Source organism: Streptomyces echinatus (assembly GCF_014203595.1).
GTDB classification, from domain to species: domain Bacteria; phylum Actinomycetota; class Actinomycetes; order Streptomycetales; family Streptomycetaceae; genus Streptomyces; species Streptomyces echinatus.
Genome location: NZ_JACHJK010000011.1, coordinates 305,614 through 320,984, shown reverse-complemented (window position 1 = coordinate 320,984; position 15,371 = coordinate 305,614). Strand labels below are relative to the sequence as shown.

Below are 15,371 nucleotides of genomic sequence, written 5' to 3'. Positions count from 1 at the left end.
TCACCCGGCCGGCGCGAGCAGCAGGGCCTCCGCGCCCACCGGACGGTACCCGGCCGCCTGGAACGCCCGGAGGCTGCGGGCGTTCCCCGGGGCGATCTGCGCCCACAGCGGCTCCGCGGCGAGCCGCCGGGCGGCGGTCGCCAGCAGCCGCCCCAGCCCCCGGTGGCGGGCGTCCTCGTCCACCTCGACCGACACCTCCAGCCGTCCCGCGATCCCGCGGCCCATGACCAGCACCCCGCCGTCGGTGGTCCAGGCGCGCACCTCGTCCCGCCGCCGGCGGGCGTAGGCGATCCGGGGATGACCCGCGTCCTCGATCTCCCGCAGCGCGAGCGGCGGTTCGCCCGGCAGCGGATCGCCCACCAGCAGTGCGTCGACGGTCTCGGTCCGGCGTCCGGTCCGGTCCAGCAGGGCGGTCAGGAAGCGCGGGTTCAGTGTCGCGGCCAGGGCGTCGCAGTCCGTGCCGCGCAGCGTCCCGCGGACCCACTCCGGGTCCTCGTCGACGAAGACCACCGAGTGCGCGGTGAAGGACACCACCCCGGCGTCCCGCGGCGAGGGCTGCGGCACGACCGTCGTACCGCCGTCCGCCGGCGGGAAGACCCCGGCCGCCGCCGCGTCGAGAATGTCCCGCAAGGTCGTCAAGGGCCCGCTCCCCGAGTCTGCGCCCACTGGAAGGCCCAGACTCCCAGACCTGACCGGCGTACGGCACCCGCCGTCGTGGACCGGCGGCCCGCCCCGCCGCGCGCCGAGGGCCGCGCCCGGGTGGCCGCGGCACTCCGTGCTCGCGGGGGCCGTTAATCTGACCAGCGACAGTACGCCGGCACGGCATCGGAAACACGAACAAAAGGGGCGGATCGGTGGCGGACATCGAGGAAGCACGCAAGCAGTTCCAGCGGATCGACGCGGACGGTGACGGATTCATCACCGCAGTGGAGTTCAAGTCCGCCCTGGCGCAGGAAGGTGACTGGAACGTCACCGAGACGGTCGCGGAGGCCATCATCAAGTCCCGCGACCTCAACGGCGACAAGGTGCTGTCGTTCGACGAGTTCTGGGCCTACCTGAACAAGTGACCCGATGACGGCGGGGACGCCCGTCCCGCGCGGACCGGGCGCCCCCGCCGTCGTGCCGTCATCCGGCGCGCCGGATGCGCACACTCCAGCGGCCGTCGTGCCGCTCCAGCGCCAGCGGCAGGTCGAAGCACTTGCCGACCTGGTCGCCGGTGAGCACCGACCCGACCGGCCCCGAGGCCAGCACCCGCCCCTCGCGCAGCAGCACGGCATGCGTGGTGCCCGCCGGCAGCTCCTCCAGATGGTGGGTGACCAGCACCGTCGCCAGTGCGGGACGGTCCGTCCGCAGCTGCTGGAGGGCCTCGATCAGCTGCTCCCGGCCCGGCAGATCCAGACCGGTCGCCGGCTCGTCCAGGAGCAGCAGCCGCGGCTCGGGCATCAGCGCCCGGGCGATCAGCGTCCGGCCCCGCTCCCCCTGGGAGAGCGTCGGCCACCGGGCGTCCCGGAACGCTTCCAGCCCCAGCGTCACCAGCAGCGCCTCGGCCCGCTCCGCCTGCTCCGGGGTCGGCCGCCACCGCGGCACCGGCTCGATCGAGTTCGTCGCCCCGGTGAGCACCACGTCCCGCACCCGCAGCGGTGAGGTGAGCGGGTGGCGCGGGTCGACGTGCCCCACCTGTGTGCGCAGCTCGCGCAGGTCCACCCGGCCCAGCCGGCGTCCGAGCACCTCCACCGTGCCCCGGGACGGATGCACCAGCGCGCCGAGCAGCCGGAGCAACGTGGACTTGCCCGCGCCGTTGGCGCCGAGCAGCGCCCAGTGCTCGCCGGCCCGGACGCTCAGGGACACCTCCCGCAGCAGGGGCCGGCCGTCCCGGACGACATGGACGTCCTCGGCGCGCAGCACCTCCGTCATCGCAGCCCCCGGTTCACCGCGGACGGCACCGCGTGCACGGCGGCCGACGGGCCCGTGCCCGCGCCCCGGGCCGGCGCCTGCCGCTCGGGCACCCCCTCCTTCGCCGCCCGCCGGGCGTGGTGGGCCGGCCCCTTGCCGATCGCGTCCTGGTGGGTCCCGGAGAACGCGGTGTGGACCAGTTCGCCGGCGTACGGGTGCCGCGGGTGCACGGGCAGCTGGTTGCAGTGCTCCACCGTCTCCCGCACGGCGTCGAGGTCGCTGAAGTCGGCCGACGGATCGACCCCTTGGGTGTAGAGGTTCAGGGCGAGGGTCACCAGGTCGACGTTACCGGTGCGCTCGCCGTTGCCGAAGAGGCAGCCCTCCACCCGCTGGGCACCGGCCGGCACGGCGAGTCCGGCACAGGCGACCCCCGTGCCGCCGCAGGGCCGCCGCCGGTGACGACACGGGCTTCGAGGCCACCCTGGCCCTGCCCCGCGGAACACGCTGAGCCCGCGGGGCCGCGGCCGGCGAACGGAATAGCCCGCGTTCCCGCGAGGTTGTCCGGACGACAGAAGCATGCGCATGCATGAAATACGCGGAGGGTCGGACATGAAGATCGGCATCATCGGCGCGGGGAACATCGGCGGCAACCTCACCCGGCGGCTCACCGCCCTCGGCCACGACGTCTCCGTCGCCAACTCCCGCGGCCCCGAGACGCTCCGGGAACTGGCCGAGGAGACCGGCGCGACTCCGGTCCCGGCGGCGGAGGCCGCGAACGGCGCCGAGGTCGTGGTCGTCACCGTCCCGCTGAAGGCGGTACCGGGGCTGCCCGCCGGCCTGCTGGACGGCGCGGCCGAGGGCGCCGCGGTGATCGACACCGGCAACTACTACCCGCAGCGCGACGGCCGGATCGCGGCCATCGAGGACGAGGGCCTCACCGAGAGCCGGTGGACCGAGCGGCACCTCGGCCACCCGGTGATCAAGGCGTTCAACGGCACCTACGCCCAGGACATCCTGGACCGCCACCGCCCCGCCGGCGACCCGGACCGCATGGCCCTGCCGGTCGCCGGCGACGACGAGGCGGCCAAGCGGACCGTCCGCGACCTGATCGACGCACTGGGCTTCGACACGGTCGACGCCGGCACCGTCGCCGACTCCTGGCACCAGCAGCCCGGCACGCCGGTCTACGGCCTGCGCGGGGACGCGGCGGCGGTGCGCAAGGCCCTCTCGGAGGCGTCCCCGGAACGCCCGGCGGACTTCCGGGCCTGACCCGGCCCGACGGCACTACGCGCCGGCGGCCCACTTCCTCAGGGCGGCCTTGCTCGCGAAGCGCGCCACGTTCTTGTCGTGGGGTTCACTGGTGTACTGGTGGAACAGCCACTTCGCCTCGATGCGGGGCTTGCCGGCGGTGACGTAGTCGGCGATCCACAGGCCGTCCCCCGCGTAGGAGGTCGTGTCGACGGTCAGCCAGTAGTGGCGGTTCGCGTACAGCACGACCCGGTTGTCCGGTCGTGACTCCTTCAGCCTGCGGATGAAGCGGTCCTTCTCCGCGTTGCTCGCGTGCGTCCCGTCGCCGGTGGTCTCCCAGTCGACGGCGAGGACGTCGCCCGGGCGGTCAGGGGCGTGGCGGAGGAAGTAGTCGGCCTGGGCGGTGAGGTTGCCGGGCCACAGGAAATGGTAGAAGCCGACGACCAGTCCGGCGTCACGGGCGGTCTTCGTCTGCGCGGTCAGGCGGGGGTTGACGTACGAATGCCCCTCCGTCGCCTTGACGAAGGCGAAGGAGAGGCCGTCCGTGTCGTAGGAGGAGGACTGGTAGGCGCTCACGTCGATGCCGTGGAGCATGGGGTACTCCCAAAGTGCCAGTGGGGATGACAGGAGTTGACTGATATATGCCCCGCCCCGGCGTGAGCGATCCGCCCGTCCGCGCGGAAAACGTCAGCCCCGGGGCACCACCGAGCTCAGCACCGACGCCGGCTTCGCCGACCAGTCGGAGGTGATGAGGCTCGCGTGTTTCTGGGCCAACAGGGCGAGCCGCGCGGCGGCTTCGGCGTCCGTGGGGTCGGTCGAGGAGATCGCCGGGGACACGCTGTGGGCGCCCGTCATGATCAGGACGTAGTGGTTGGCGGAGTAGAACGAGGTGTCGTACCCCTTGTCCACGTAGGTCGCCGCGTCACCGTCGAAGAACACGAACCAGGGGCGGATCGAGGCGTCGTACCTGCCGGTGCGCGGGTCGCCGTTCTCGGCGCCCAGGACGACCGGGAAGGCCTGGGCCGCGGAGATGCCGCCGGCCGCGGACAGGTCGCGCAGATGGTCGCCGTACTCCTCGTCCGTCCAGTAGTGGTCGAAGGGGTTTGCCTGCTCCACCGTGCCCGGGATCAGGTCGAAGACGAACTTGCCCTTGAGGGAGTCCCGGGCGGCCCAGGCGTTGGCCTTCGCCGCCGCGTCCAGCGTGGGGTACGTCCCGCCGAGCAGGTCGGCCGGCTTGTAGACGCTGCCGCCCAGTTTCTGTGCGACGAGCGTGTCGAACTCGTCCGGTCCGAGACCCGCCCTGTCGTTGAAGCCGACCTTCATCTCGACCTTGACGACGATCGGCGCGTGGTCGGGGTGGAGCCGGCTCCAGGTGGCCATGTCGTCCAGGCAGCCGCCGAGGTCCTGGTTGCGGCTCTTGCTGTACAGCTCACCGGCGGTCTTCGCCGCCTCGCAGTTGTTGTCGTTGCCCAGCGGGTTGCTGTGGCTGACCCGCCAGCGGTGGGTGAGGCTGTCGACGTAGACGTCCAGTTCCAGCAGCGAGGCTCCCGAGTCCAGCGCCTGGGCGAAGTACGTGTACTTGGCCTTGTCGTAGGCGTTGTGCGTGCCGATGGCGGTCGTCTCGGAGAACTTCGGCGACGCCGCGTGGGCGTTGCCCGGCATGACCGCCAGCAGAGCGGCGGCGCCCATGAGCGCCGCCGGCCTTCTCTTCACCCGCATGCCCGAACTCCCTCTCCACGTCGCGAATTTGACCGCAGCGTAGAAGGAAGTGATTACTGTGCGGTAGCCCCTGAGGGAACATCAGGCGCGTGGGCCTCCGTGCCCGGCGAGCGCCACCACAGGGTCGCCGTCCCGTCGGCGCCCACCGTGGCCACCAGCCGGCCGTCGGGGCTGAAGGCGAGCTCGGCGACCCGTTCGGTGCCGTCACCCAACGGGCGCCCCAGGGAACGCGGGTGCGCGCGCTCCGTGAGGTCCCACAGCCGCACGGTGCGCCCGGAGTCCACGGTGGCCAGCATGCGGGCGTCCGGGCTGAAGGCGAGTGCGGTCGTCTCGTGACCGGAGGACGCCGGGAGCGGCCCCCCGGCCCTGGGGTGCCGGGGATCCGACACGTCCCACAGGCGGACCGGTCCGCCTGCCTCGGCGACGGCGAGGGTGCGGCCGTCGGGGGAGAACCGCGCGGACCGGGCGGTGAGGCCGAGCCTGCTCAGGCGCCGGGCCTCCCGCGTCCCCGCCCCCAGCGCGGTGATCCCGGTCGTACCGTCCCGGGCGGCGTCCGCCAGCAGTACCTCCCGGCCGGTGACCGCCAGGGCCTTCACCTCGCCGGCGACGCCTCCGGCGGACCAGCGGGTCGTTCCCGAGTCGAGGGACAGTCCGCGCACCCCCTCCGCCCCGGCCGCCACGAGAGTGCGGCCGTCGGGACTGGTCCCGACGGCCGTCACATGCCGCATGCCGTGCGGCAGGGCGATGTGTTCCGGATCTTCGGGGTCCCACACCTCCCAGGTCCGGGCCGAGGAACGGCTGACCGTCACCAGCGACCGGCCGTCCGGTGTGAAGGTCAGTGCGTCGGCCCGTCCCGCGGGCCCGAGCCGTCCACCGTCGACGAGCCGCCACTGTTCAGGAGGCAGTCCGCCGGCCCGCTGCGGCTCCACCTGTTCCCAGGGCGTCGGCAGCACCTCCTGCACGGCGGCGGCGGTCAGGCAGGTCAGGACGATGAGCCAGGTGGTGAGCAGACCGGAGAGCCAGCGCCCCCGGGCCAGCGACAGGTGCGCCGATGGGCGGTGCGCCGACGGCCGGTACGCCGAGGTGCGGGGCGCCGGCGGCATCCGCACCGGGATCGCCGCCACCGGCACCGGTCGCGCCCCCAGCGCCGCCACCAGCCGGGCGCCCGGCCGGCCGGGCGGAACCGCCGGCTCCTGCGGGGGGTACGCGGCCAGCGCCAGCACCAGCCTGCCGAGCGGGCTGTCAGCTCGCAGCATTGGACCCCCTCGGCCGTGACAGCGCCTCCTCGGTCTCCTCGCCCGCCTGCCGCGCGGTGGGCAGCGGGGGCTCGGGGGGTTGTCCGGCGCCCGGGCCGGTGAGCGGGATCGACTGGAAGAACTTGGCCACGACCAGCGGGGTCGTCACACCGACGGCGAACGCGGCGGTGGCGTTCGGCAGCTGGGCCGAGTTCCCGAGCGCCGCGGTGAGGCCGAAACCGGCGAACAGCCGCAGCCCGATGGCCACCAGCATCACCGGCCGGTCGGCACGGTTGCGCCAGGGCCAGCGCCAGCGGCTGCGCGGCCCCGACGGACGCATCAGCGCGGAGAGGTTGAGTGCTTCGGCGACACTGCTGCCGAGCAGACCCCACAGCGCGGGATACAGGTCGATCACAACACCGATGGTAGCGATCGGTGACGGAAAGTCAGCTTTCCGTGACGACGGCGTCGGCGGCCGGCCTGCCTCAGCACTCGATGATGTTCACCGCGAGCCCGCCCCGCGCCGTCTCCTTGTACTTCACGCTCATGTCCGCGCCGGTGTCCTTCATGGTCTTGATGACCTTGTCCAGGGACACCTTGTGCGAGCCGTCGCCGCGCATCGCCATCTTCGCTGCCGTGACCGCCTTCACCGCGGCCATGCCGTTGCGCTCGATGCACGGGATCTGGACCAGGCCGCCGACCGGGTCGCAGGTCAGGCCCAGGTTGTGCTCCATGCCGATCTCGGCCGCGTTCTCCACCTGCTCCGGGGAGCCGCCGAGCACCTCCGCGAGGGCACCCGCGGCCATGGAGCAGGCGGAGCCGACCTCGCCCTGGCAGCCGACCTCGGCGCCGGAGATGGAGGCGTTCTCCTTGAAGAGCATGCCGATCGCGCCCGCGGCGAGGAGGAAGCGGACCACGCCGTCCTCGTCGGCGCCCGGCACGAAGTTCATGTAGTAGTGCAGGACCGCGGGGATGATGCCGGCGGCGCCGTTCGTCGGCGCGGTGACCACGCGGCCGCCCGCAGCGTTCTCCTCGTTCACGGCCATCGCGTACAGAGTGATCCACTCCATCGCGTGCGCGGCCGGGTCGCCCTCGGAGCGCAGCTTGCGGGCCGTGGTGGCGGCGCGGCGGCGGACCTTCAGGCCGCCGGGCAGTATGCCCTCGCGGGACATGCCGCGGGAGACACAGGCCTGCATGACCCGCCAGATCTCCAGCAGGCCCGCCCGGATCTCCTCCTCGGTGCGCCAGGCCCGCTCGTTCTCCAGCATCAGGGACGAGATCGACAGGCCCGTCTCCTTGGTCAGACGGAGCAGCTCGTCACCGGTGCGGAACGGATACTTCAGGACCGTGTCGTCGAGCACGATGCGGTCCGCGCCCACCGCGTCCTCGTCCACCACGAAGCCGCCGCCGACCGAGTAGTACGTCTTGGACAGCACCTCGGCACCCGTGGCGTCGAACGCCCACACGGTCATGCCGTTCGCGTGGTACGGCAGCGCCTTGCGGCGGTGCAGGACCAGGTCGTCGTCGAAGGAGAACGGGATCTCGTGCTCGCCGAGCAGCGAGATACGGCCCGCCTGCCTGATCCCCTCCACCCGCTCGTCGGCCGTCTCCACGTCCACCGTGCGGGGCGAGGCGCCCTCCAGGCCGAGCAGCACGGCCTTCGGGGTGCCGTGTCCGTGGCCGGTCGCGCCCAGCGAGCCGTACAGCTCGCAGCGCACGGAGGCGACGGAGCCGAGCAGATCCTCGTTGCGCAGCCGGCGGACGAACATGCGCGCCGCGCGCATCGGGCCGACGGTGTGGGAGCTGGACGGGCCGATGCCGATCGAGAACAGGTCGAAGACCGAGATGGCCACGGATGACTCCTCAATACGGGGGGTGGTGCAAAGGGTGGTACAGGGGCGTGGGCACCGCGCACGCCGGTACTCCCAGTGTGCGCGGTGCCCCGCGAAAGGTGACTTACTTGTTCAGGCCCGGGTACAGCGGGTGCTTTCCGGCGAGCGCCTGCACGCGCGCCTTCAGGGCCTCCGCCTCGGCCGCCCCGAAGGGGGAGGGCGCCTTCAGCGTCTCCGCGATCACGTCCGCGACCTCGGCGAAGTCCTCGGCCGTGAAGCCGCGGGTCGCCAGGGCCGGCGTACCGATGCGCAGACCCGAGGTGACCATCGGCGGCCGCGGGTCGTTCGGGACGGCGTTGCGGTTGACCGTGATGCCGACCTCGTGGAGCCGGTCCTCGGCCTGCTGCCCGTCCAGCTCGGACTCACGCAGATCCACCAGGATCAGGTGCACGTCCGTGCCGCCGGACAGCACGTTCACGCCGGCCTCGCGGGCGTCGGGCGCCGTCAGACGCTCGGCGAGGACACGGGCACCCTCCACCGTACGACGCTGGCGCTCCTTGAACTCCTCCGAGGCGGCGACCTTGAAGGAGACCGCCTTGGCCGCGATCACGTGCTCCAGGGGACCGCCCTGGAAGCCCGGGAATACGGAGGAGTTCAGCTTCTTCGCGAACTCCTTCTTCGCCAGGATGATGCCGCCGCGCGGGCCGCCGAGCGTCTTGTGCGTGGTGGAGGTCACCACGTGCGCGTGCTCGACCGGGTTCGGGTGCAGTCCGGCGGCGACCAGACCGGCGAAGTGGGCCATGTCCACCCACAGGTACGCCTCGACCTCGTCGGCGATCCGGCGGAACTCCGCGAAGTCCAGCTGACGCGGGTACGCGGACCAGCCCGCGATGATCACCTTCGGGCGGTGCTCCTTGGCGAGCCGCTCGACCTCGGCCATGTCCACGAGACCGGCCTCGTCCACGTGGTACGCGACCACGTCGAACTGCTTGCCGGAGAAGTTCAGGCGCATGCCGTGGGTCAGGTGACCGCCGTGCGCGAGGTCCAGGCCGAGGATCGTGTCCCCGGGCTGGGCCAGCGCGAACAGGGCCGCCTGGTTCGCGGAGGCGCCGGAGTGGGGCTGCACGTTGGCGTACTCGGCGCCGAACAGCTCCTTGATCCGGTCGATGGCGATCTGCTCGGCGACGTCGACGTGCTCGCAGCCGCCGTAGTAGCGGCGGCCCGGGTAGCCCTCGGCGTACTTGTTGGTGAGGACCGAGCCCTGCGCCTCCATGACCGCGAGCGGCGCGAAGTTCTCGGAGGCGATCATCTCCAGGGTCGACTGCTGGCGGTCCAGCTCGGCGTCGACCGCGGCGGCGATCTCCGGGTCCAGCTCGTGCAGAGACGTGTTCAGGACAGTCATGGGGCTACGACTCCTCAGCCGGTGGTGAAGGCGGTGTACTCGTCGGCGGAGAGCAGCTCGGCCGGCTCCTCCGAGACGCGTACCTTGAACAGCCAGCCGCCCTCGAAGGGGGCGGAGTTCACCAGCGACGGGTCGTTGACGACATCCTCGTTGACCTCGGTGATCTCACCGGTGACCGGCGAGTACAGGTCGGAGACCGACTTCGTCGACTCCAGCTCGCCGCAGGTCTCGCCCGCGGACACCGTGGAACCGGCCTCGGGGAGCTGGACGAACACCACGTCGCCGAGCGCGTTGGCCGCGTGCTCCGTGATGCCGACCGTCGAGACGCCGTCCTCGGCGGCCGACAGCCACTCGTGCTCCTTGCTGTAGCGCAGCTGCTGGGGGTTGCTCATGGCCTGAATTCTCCTGTACGCGCGGGAGTGCTGATGACGGGGGGACTGCGGGAACCGCTGGTGAGCGGCGGGTGTGCGCAGGGTCACGCGCCGGCCACGGGGCCGGGGCCCCGCAGACACGCGACCGCGCTCGGTCGTTGCTTCTGACGCCGTGTGGCGCGCCCGGTCGTTACTTCTGGCGCTTGTAGAACGGCAGCGCCACGACCTGGTACGGCTCGTGGGTGCCCCGGATGTCCACGCCGACGCCCTCGGTGCCCGGCGCGGCGTGCGCCGCGTCGACGTAGGCCATGGCAATCGGCTTGCCCAGGGTGGGGGAGGGGGCACCGGAGGTGACCTCGCCGATCACCTCGCCGCCGGAGACGACGGGGTACCCGGCACGCGGCACCCGGCGGCCCTCGGCGACCAGGCCGACCAGGACCCGCGGGGGCTCGGAAGCGGCCCGCTCGGCGGCCTGCGCGAGCGTCTCGCGCCCGACGAAGTCGCCCTCCTTCTCGAACTTCACCACGCGCCCGAGCCCGGCGTCGAAGGGCGTCAGAGAGGTGGTCAGCTCGTGCCCGTACAGCGGCATGCCCGCCTCCAGGCGGAGGGTGTCGCGGCAGGACAGCCCGCAGGGCACCAGGCCGACGCCCTCGCCGGCCTTGGTCAGCGCCTGCCACAGCTCGACCGCGTGCTCGGGCTTCACGAACAGCTCGAAGCCGTCCTCACCGGTGTAGCCGGTGCGGGCGATCAGCGCCGGGACGCCGGCCACCGTGCCGGGCAGACCGGCGTAGTACTTCAGGCCGTCCAGGTCGGCGTCGGTGAGCGACTTCAGGATGCCGGGGGACTCCGGGCCCTGCACGGCGATCAGCGCGTAGGCGTCCCGGTCGTCACGGACCTCGGCGTCGAAGCCGGCGGCACGCTCGGTCAGCGCGTCCAGCACCACCTGGGCGTTGGAGGCGTTGGCCACGACCATGTACTCGGTCTCGGCCAGCCGGTAGACGATCAGGTCGTCCAGGATGCCGCCGTCGGCCCGGCAGATCATGGTGTAGCGGGCGCGGCCGACGCCGACGGAGGCGATGTTGCCGACCAGGGCGAAGTTCAGCAGGGCGGCGGCCCCGGCGCCGGTGACGGTGATCTCACCCATGTGGGACAGGTCGAAGAGACCCGCCTTCGTGCGCACGGCGATGTGCTCGTCGCGTTCGGAGCCGTAGCGCAGGGGCATGTCCCAGCCGGCGAAGTCGGTCATCGTCGCGCCCAGCGAGCGATGCAGCGCGTCCAGCGCGGTGTGACGGAGTTCGGTACTGCTCATCGGTCGGTCGTCTCCCAAGGCACAGGGATGGGGCGAGGAACGTTCCTCCCCATCTGTCATCGGAACCTGAGAGGTTCGCCACGACCGCCACGGGGACGATCACGGTTTGCACCTTGGGTGGAGCCACTTCGCAGCGGCCCGCTTTTCAGATGTGCCTCGCCCGCGCGGTAACGGGGCCTGAGAGATTCAAGGGAGGGACTTGCTCCTTCGGCGCCCCGGGGGTCCAGAGGACCCGGGGACTCTCCCGCGCGGATTCAAACGGCCGGTATGCAGTTGGCGCGCACATCATTGCACGGCCGACCCCGGCCAGCCAGAGCGTGCTCTTTGTGACCGACCTGTGGCAGTACGCGCACGAAGCGCCGACCGTTGCCCATTACCTTCTCTTTACATAGAACGGGCATGGGGATGACCGGACCCACTGGGGAGGACGATCACGGTGAACAGGACATCGGCCTACGCCACCGACGCGGGCATCGCGGTACCGAAGCAGCCCTCCGCCCCGGCCCGCGAGCGCGCGGACCGCCCCGCCCCCGTCGTCCGCGACCTGCGCGACCGCGCCGGCCACAGCCCGCACGCCCTGCTCTTCGGCCGCCACGACCTGGTCGTGATCACCGGCCTGCCCGGCAGCGGCAAGTCCACCCTGATGCACCGCGCGGTCACCGGCCACCGCGTCGACTCCCAGGACACCCGCGACCGGTGGGACGCCCGCGCCCCCCGCTGGCTCCCCTACGCCCTGTACCGCCCGCTGGTCCGCCTCGACCACTACGCCGGACTGCGCCGCGCCCTGCGCACCGGCGAGGGAGTCGTGGTCCACGACTGCGGCGCCCAGCCCTGGGTGCGGGCCTGGCTGGCCCGCGAGGCCCGGCGGCGCGGCGCCACCCTGCACCTGCTCCTCCTCGACGTCACCCCCGAGACGGCCCGGCAGGGCCAGCGCGAGCGCGGCCGCGGCGTCTCCCGCTACGCCTTCGGCCGCCACCGCCGTGCCACCGCCCGGCTGCTGCGCGCGGTGCGCGAGGGCGAGCTGCCCGCCGGCTGCGGGGCGGCGGTGCTGCTCGACCGGGATGCGGCGGACGTCCTGGGCCGCGTCGGCTTCACTCGGTGAGGGGCTGTCACCGCCACCCGCTAGCCTTTCTGCTCACAGCAGTGGTTACCAGCAGGCGGTAGGCAGATGGACTTCCCGGCGGACTTTCCCACGGACTTCCCGGCACAGGCGCACCCCCACCCGCACGGCGGTTGGCCCGGCAACGAGCTGGAGGAGGTGCTCTCGGCCTCCCTCGGCATCCCCGCCGCGGGCGGCCGGATCGTCGAGGTCCTCGGCCGCAGCTTCCTGTGGATCCCGCTGCCCAACGGAGGGGGCCCGGACAGCGTCCCGCTGGACCTGCCGACACTGGAGATCGACGGCCAGGCGTACGTCCCGGTGTTCAGCTCCGAGGAACAGCTGCGCCAGGTCACCGGCCCTCACATGTCGTACACCATCGCCCCGGCGGGGGAGTTCGCCCGCGGCCTGCCCCCGCAGGTGGGCATCGCGGTCAACCCCGACGGCGTGGTCGGCATACCCCTGCCGCCCGAGGCCGTGGCCGAGCTGTGCCGGGTGGGCCGCACCCCGCTCGACGGCCCCGGCACCGGCGGCCGGGTCCGCCTCTTCGAGCCCGACTGGCAGGACGACCCGGTCGACTTCCTCTCCGCCGCCTCCGCCGAGTTCGCCGAGACCGGCGTGGTCCTCACCGCCCGCCGCTGCCTGGCCGCCGTCGAGACGGCCGACCCGGTGCTGTTCGTCGGCGTCGAACTCTCCCAGTGGGAGGGCGATCTCCGCGCCCGGCCGCTGGAGGCCCTGGGCAGGGCCCTCGGCAAAGTCCCGGTCAAGTGGCCGGTCAACCTGATCCTGCTGGACGTGGCGCAGGACCCGGTCGCCGACTGGCTGAAGACGAACGTCCGGCCGTTCCATCAGTACGGTCACTAGATTCCCGCCCGGAGTCGGCCCGGCCCGAAGGGGCGCGGGGAACCGCGCGGGATCCCACCACGACCCGCACGCGCGCACGACCCCCGGGGCCCCGAGCTCTCAGGCGCTTAAGCTGTCTCCGAACGCGGGGCACTGAAAAGAAGGGCCGGTACGACAGGTGAGCGCGAGCCACAGCGGCAGCGTCGAGCACATGCTGCGCCAGGTCACGCCCGGACGCTACGACGCGTACGAGGCCCTGCTGCGCGCCCTCGCCACCCCCTCCTCCGGCCAGATCTGGATGCTCCTGTGGCACGGCCAGGGCGGCTCCCCGGACGCCCAGTACGGGAACATGGAGGTGGACGGCGTCCACTACGCCCCCTGCGTGACCTCCGCCCAGGAACTGTCGGCCAGCGGCTGGAACCGTTCCTACGAAGTGGTCGACGGCCTGGACGTCGCCCGCACCCTCTACCCGGACCACTACGGCCTCTGGCTCAACCCGCACGCCGCGGGCGGCGGTGTCGGCATCCCCTGGCTGGACCTGCGCCGTATCGCCACCGGCCTGGAGCGACAGCCCGCCGGCCCCCTCCGCCTCTCGGAGCCCGGCATCGAGATCCCGCAGTTCTACGCCCTGCTCGCGCAGAACGCGCACCGCACCCCCGCGCTCCGCTCGCTGCGCCGCGCCTGGGTGCAACCCGCGCTCGGCGCGCCGTACCTCGCCCTCGGCCTGGACGTCTACGACACCTCGCCGGCCGCGGTCGACTCGGTCCGCGCGATGATGCAGCAGTCCGTCGGCGCCGTCCCGGAGGGCCTGCCGGTGTCGACGGTCGCGATGAGCGACGACTACGACCCGGTGGTGATGTGGATGCGGGTCAACGCCCGCCCCTTCTACGACCGCGAGGCCCACGCCCCCGCACCGCAGCCCCAGCTCCAGCTCCCGGCCCCGCCGCAGGCCCCGGCCGGCGGCTACGGCTATCCGCCGGTGCGCGGCGGATACTGAGCCGGCGGGCCCCGAGCGGGGCCGTGCGCAACTGGACCGCACGGCACCCGCTTGGCCCGGATCGCAAGTTTTACGTGACCGAAGCGCTTCTGCGCGCGTAGACATCGACCGAACGTCCCGAACCGCGCAAATTTGCCGTTCTGCCCCAACTGGACCGCGTCCGAGAGCCGTTACCCACTGTTCGGATAACGGAATCCCCCGGACTGCATCACGGTTGCGCATACTTTCGCCGCCACATCTGGCGGGTGATCGCAACGACGCTGAAGACTCGCGACTCAGACCACGAGGTGGAGATCTCGTGATCGATGGCAAGTCGACAAAGCCGCAAACCGCGGCAGGCGCAGGCCGGTCACCACCGGCGAGAGGGGTCGCTCACCGTGACCGCACCGATCGAGACCACCGGGGCGGCAGCCGAGGCACAGCCGGAGGCTGTGCTGGAGGGTGCCGGTAAGGGGCAGATCGAGGGTCGTTCCCTGGGGCAGATCGCCTGGACCCGGTTCAAGAAGGACAAGGCCGCCGTCGCGGGCGGCGTCATCGTGATCCTGCTGATCCTCCTCGCTGTCCTCTCGCGTCCCCTCCAGGCCATGCTCGGCCTCGACCCCAACGCCTTCAACCAGGACCTGATCGACGCCAACACCTCGCTGCCCAAGGGCAGTTGGGGCGGCATGAGCGCGGACCACCCGCTCGGCGTCGACCCGAAGTTCGGCCGGGACATCGCCACCCGCATCCTGGAGGGCTCCTGGGTGTCGCTGGTGGTCGCCTTCGGCGCCACCATCCTGTCCAACGTCATCGGCGCGATCATGGGTGTCGTCGCCGGCTACTACGGCGGGCGGGTCGACTCGATCATCAGCCGGCTGATGGACACGTTCCTCGCCTTCCCCCTCCTGCTGTTCGCCATCTCCATCTCCGCCACCCTTCAGGGCGGCGCCTTCGGCCTGGAGGGGCTGCCGCTCCACCTGAGCGTGCTGATCTTCGTCATCGGCTTCTTCAACTGGCCGTACCTGGGCCGGATCGTGCGCGGTCAGACCCTCGCCCTGCGCGAGCGCGAGTTCGTGGACGCCTCCCGGGGCATGGGCGCCAAGGCTCCCTACATCCTGTTCCGGGAACTGATGCCGAACCTGGTCGGCCCGATCATCGTCTACTCGACGCTGCTCATCCCGACCAACATCCTCTTCGAGGCCTCCCTCAGCTTCCTCGGCGTCGGCATCCAGCCCCCGCAGGCGTCCTGGGGCGGCATGCTCCGTGAGGCGGTCACCTTCTACCAGGTCGACCCCCAGTACATGATCGTCCCCGGCCTCGCCATCTTCGTGACCGTCCTGGCGTTCAACCTGCTCGGCGACGGTCTCCGCGATGCTCTCGACCCGCGCAGCCGCTGACGCCGGCCGCGGAGAGCCCGAAAAGTTTCCGACTATGGAGGGGAAAGCGC

General features: G+C 72.0%; 16 protein-coding genes, 1 pseudogene and 2 riboswitches. Of the genes and pseudogenes, 6 read left to right on the top strand and 11 right to left on the bottom strand.

The genetic code is table 11. The features are described 5' to 3' along the window. On the bottom strand, positions 1–639 hold the full coding sequence (locus tag FHS34_RS28750) for a GNAT family N-acetyltransferase (protein WP_184970646.1): 639 nt from the start codon (positions 637–639) through the stop codon (positions 1–3). A gap of 215 nt (positions 640–854) precedes the next feature. Between FHS34_RS28750 and FHS34_RS28745 the strand changes: the two genes are divergently transcribed. Beyond that, positions 855–1,067, top strand: coding sequence for an EF-hand domain-containing protein (locus FHS34_RS28745; RefSeq protein WP_184970644.1), 213 nt, complete (start codon positions 855–857; stop codon positions 1,065–1,067). A 58-nt stretch (positions 1,068–1,125) separates the two neighbouring features. Here FHS34_RS28745 and FHS34_RS28740 read toward each other — a convergent pair whose 3' ends face one another. Together FHS34_RS28740 and FHS34_RS28735 are read right to left on the bottom strand one after the other, a co-directional pair. Continuing rightward, a complete protein-coding gene (locus tag FHS34_RS28740) occupies positions 1,126–1,914 on the bottom strand; it encodes an ABC transporter ATP-binding protein (RefSeq protein ID WP_184970642.1) in 789 nt (262 codons plus the stop codon). Then, positions 1,911–2,330: pseudogene (locus FHS34_RS28735) on the bottom strand (hydroxymethylglutaryl-CoA lyase-like TIM-barrel protein); the annotation flags it as partial. The pseudogene FHS34_RS28735 and the gene FHS34_RS28740, both read right to left, overlap by 4 nt. 172 nt (positions 2,331–2,502) lie before the next feature. Here FHS34_RS28735 and FHS34_RS28730 point away from each other — a divergent pair. Continuing rightward, complete coding sequence (locus FHS34_RS28730) at positions 2,503–3,162, top strand: NADPH-dependent F420 reductase (RefSeq protein WP_184970640.1); 660 nt, start codon at positions 2,503–2,505, stop codon at positions 3,160–3,162. 15 nt (positions 3,163–3,177) lie between these two features. On the opposite strand, the gene FHS34_RS28725 is transcribed toward FHS34_RS28730, so the two are convergent. From FHS34_RS28725 to gcvT, 8 genes are all read right to left on the bottom strand, one after another. Continuing rightward, complete coding sequence (locus tag FHS34_RS28725) at positions 3,178–3,735, bottom strand: glycoside hydrolase family 25 protein (RefSeq protein ID WP_184970638.1); 558 nt, start codon at positions 3,733–3,735, stop codon at positions 3,178–3,180. A 93-nt stretch (positions 3,736–3,828) separates the two neighbouring features. Then, positions 3,829–4,860, bottom strand: a complete 1,032-nt coding sequence (locus FHS34_RS28720; RefSeq protein WP_225817635.1) for a phosphatidylinositol-specific phospholipase C domain-containing protein — start codon at positions 4,858–4,860, stop codon at positions 3,829–3,831. Positions 4,861–4,913: 53 nt separating this feature from the next. After that, positions 4,914–6,116, bottom strand: a complete 1,203-nt coding sequence (locus FHS34_RS28715; protein WP_184970636.1) for a WD40 repeat domain-containing protein — start codon at positions 6,114–6,116, stop codon at positions 4,914–4,916. Next, complete coding sequence (locus FHS34_RS28710; protein WP_184970634.1) at positions 6,103–6,510, bottom strand: hypothetical protein; 408 nt, start codon at positions 6,508–6,510, stop codon at positions 6,103–6,105. The genes FHS34_RS28715 and FHS34_RS28710 overlap by 14 nt, the downstream gene beginning before the upstream one ends. A 70-nt stretch (positions 6,511–6,580) precedes the next feature. Next, positions 6,581–7,948: an L-serine ammonia-lyase gene (locus FHS34_RS28705; RefSeq protein ID WP_184970632.1), complete on the bottom strand. Its 1,368-nt coding sequence runs from the start codon at positions 7,946–7,948 to the stop codon at positions 6,581–6,583. Positions 7,949–8,051: 103 nt separating this feature from the next. Next, positions 8,052–9,329 (bottom strand): serine hydroxymethyltransferase, encoded by a 1,278-nt coding sequence (glyA, locus tag FHS34_RS28700; RefSeq protein WP_221509555.1) that lies wholly within the window; start codon positions 9,327–9,329, stop codon positions 8,052–8,054. A gap of 14 nt (positions 9,330–9,343) precedes the next feature. Beyond that, positions 9,344–9,721, bottom strand: coding sequence for a glycine cleavage system protein GcvH (gene gcvH, locus FHS34_RS28695; RefSeq protein ID WP_184970630.1), 378 nt, complete (start codon positions 9,719–9,721; stop codon positions 9,344–9,346). 169 nt (positions 9,722–9,890) lie between these two features. Further along, complete coding sequence (gene gcvT / locus FHS34_RS28690) at positions 9,891–11,009, bottom strand: glycine cleavage system aminomethyltransferase GcvT (RefSeq protein ID WP_184970628.1); 1,119 nt, start codon at positions 11,007–11,009, stop codon at positions 9,891–9,893. A 43-nt stretch (positions 11,010–11,052) separates the two neighbouring features. Then, a riboswitch (glycine riboswitch) is annotated at positions 11,053–11,164 on the bottom strand. Further along, positions 11,165–11,266, bottom strand: a riboswitch (glycine riboswitch). A 179-nt stretch (positions 11,267–11,445) separates the two neighbouring features. On the opposite strand from gcvT, the gene FHS34_RS28685 reads away from it, so the two are divergent. The 4 genes from FHS34_RS28685 (at position 11,446) to FHS34_RS28670 (ending at position 15,321) form a co-directional block, all read left to right on the top strand. Beyond that, on the top strand, positions 11,446–12,111 hold the full coding sequence (locus FHS34_RS28685) for an AAA family ATPase (protein ID WP_184970626.1): 666 nt from the start codon (positions 11,446–11,448) through the stop codon (positions 12,109–12,111). Between the two features lie 66 nt (positions 12,112–12,177). Further along, the gene (locus FHS34_RS28680) at positions 12,178–12,969 is read left to right on the top strand and encodes an enhanced serine sensitivity protein SseB (protein WP_184970624.1); all 792 of its coding nucleotides are present in this window, start codon (positions 12,178–12,180) and stop codon (positions 12,967–12,969) included. A 190-nt stretch (positions 12,970–13,159) separates the two neighbouring features. Beyond that, a complete protein-coding gene (locus FHS34_RS28675) occupies positions 13,160–13,945 on the top strand; it encodes an enhanced serine sensitivity protein SseB C-terminal domain-containing protein (RefSeq protein ID WP_221509609.1) in 786 nt (261 codons plus the stop codon). A gap of 377 nt (positions 13,946–14,322) precedes the next feature. Further along, positions 14,323–15,321 (top strand): ABC transporter permease, encoded by a 999-nt coding sequence (locus FHS34_RS28670; RefSeq protein WP_184970620.1) that lies wholly within the window; start codon positions 14,323–14,325, stop codon positions 15,319–15,321. Positions 15,322–15,371: the final 50 nt, after the last annotated feature.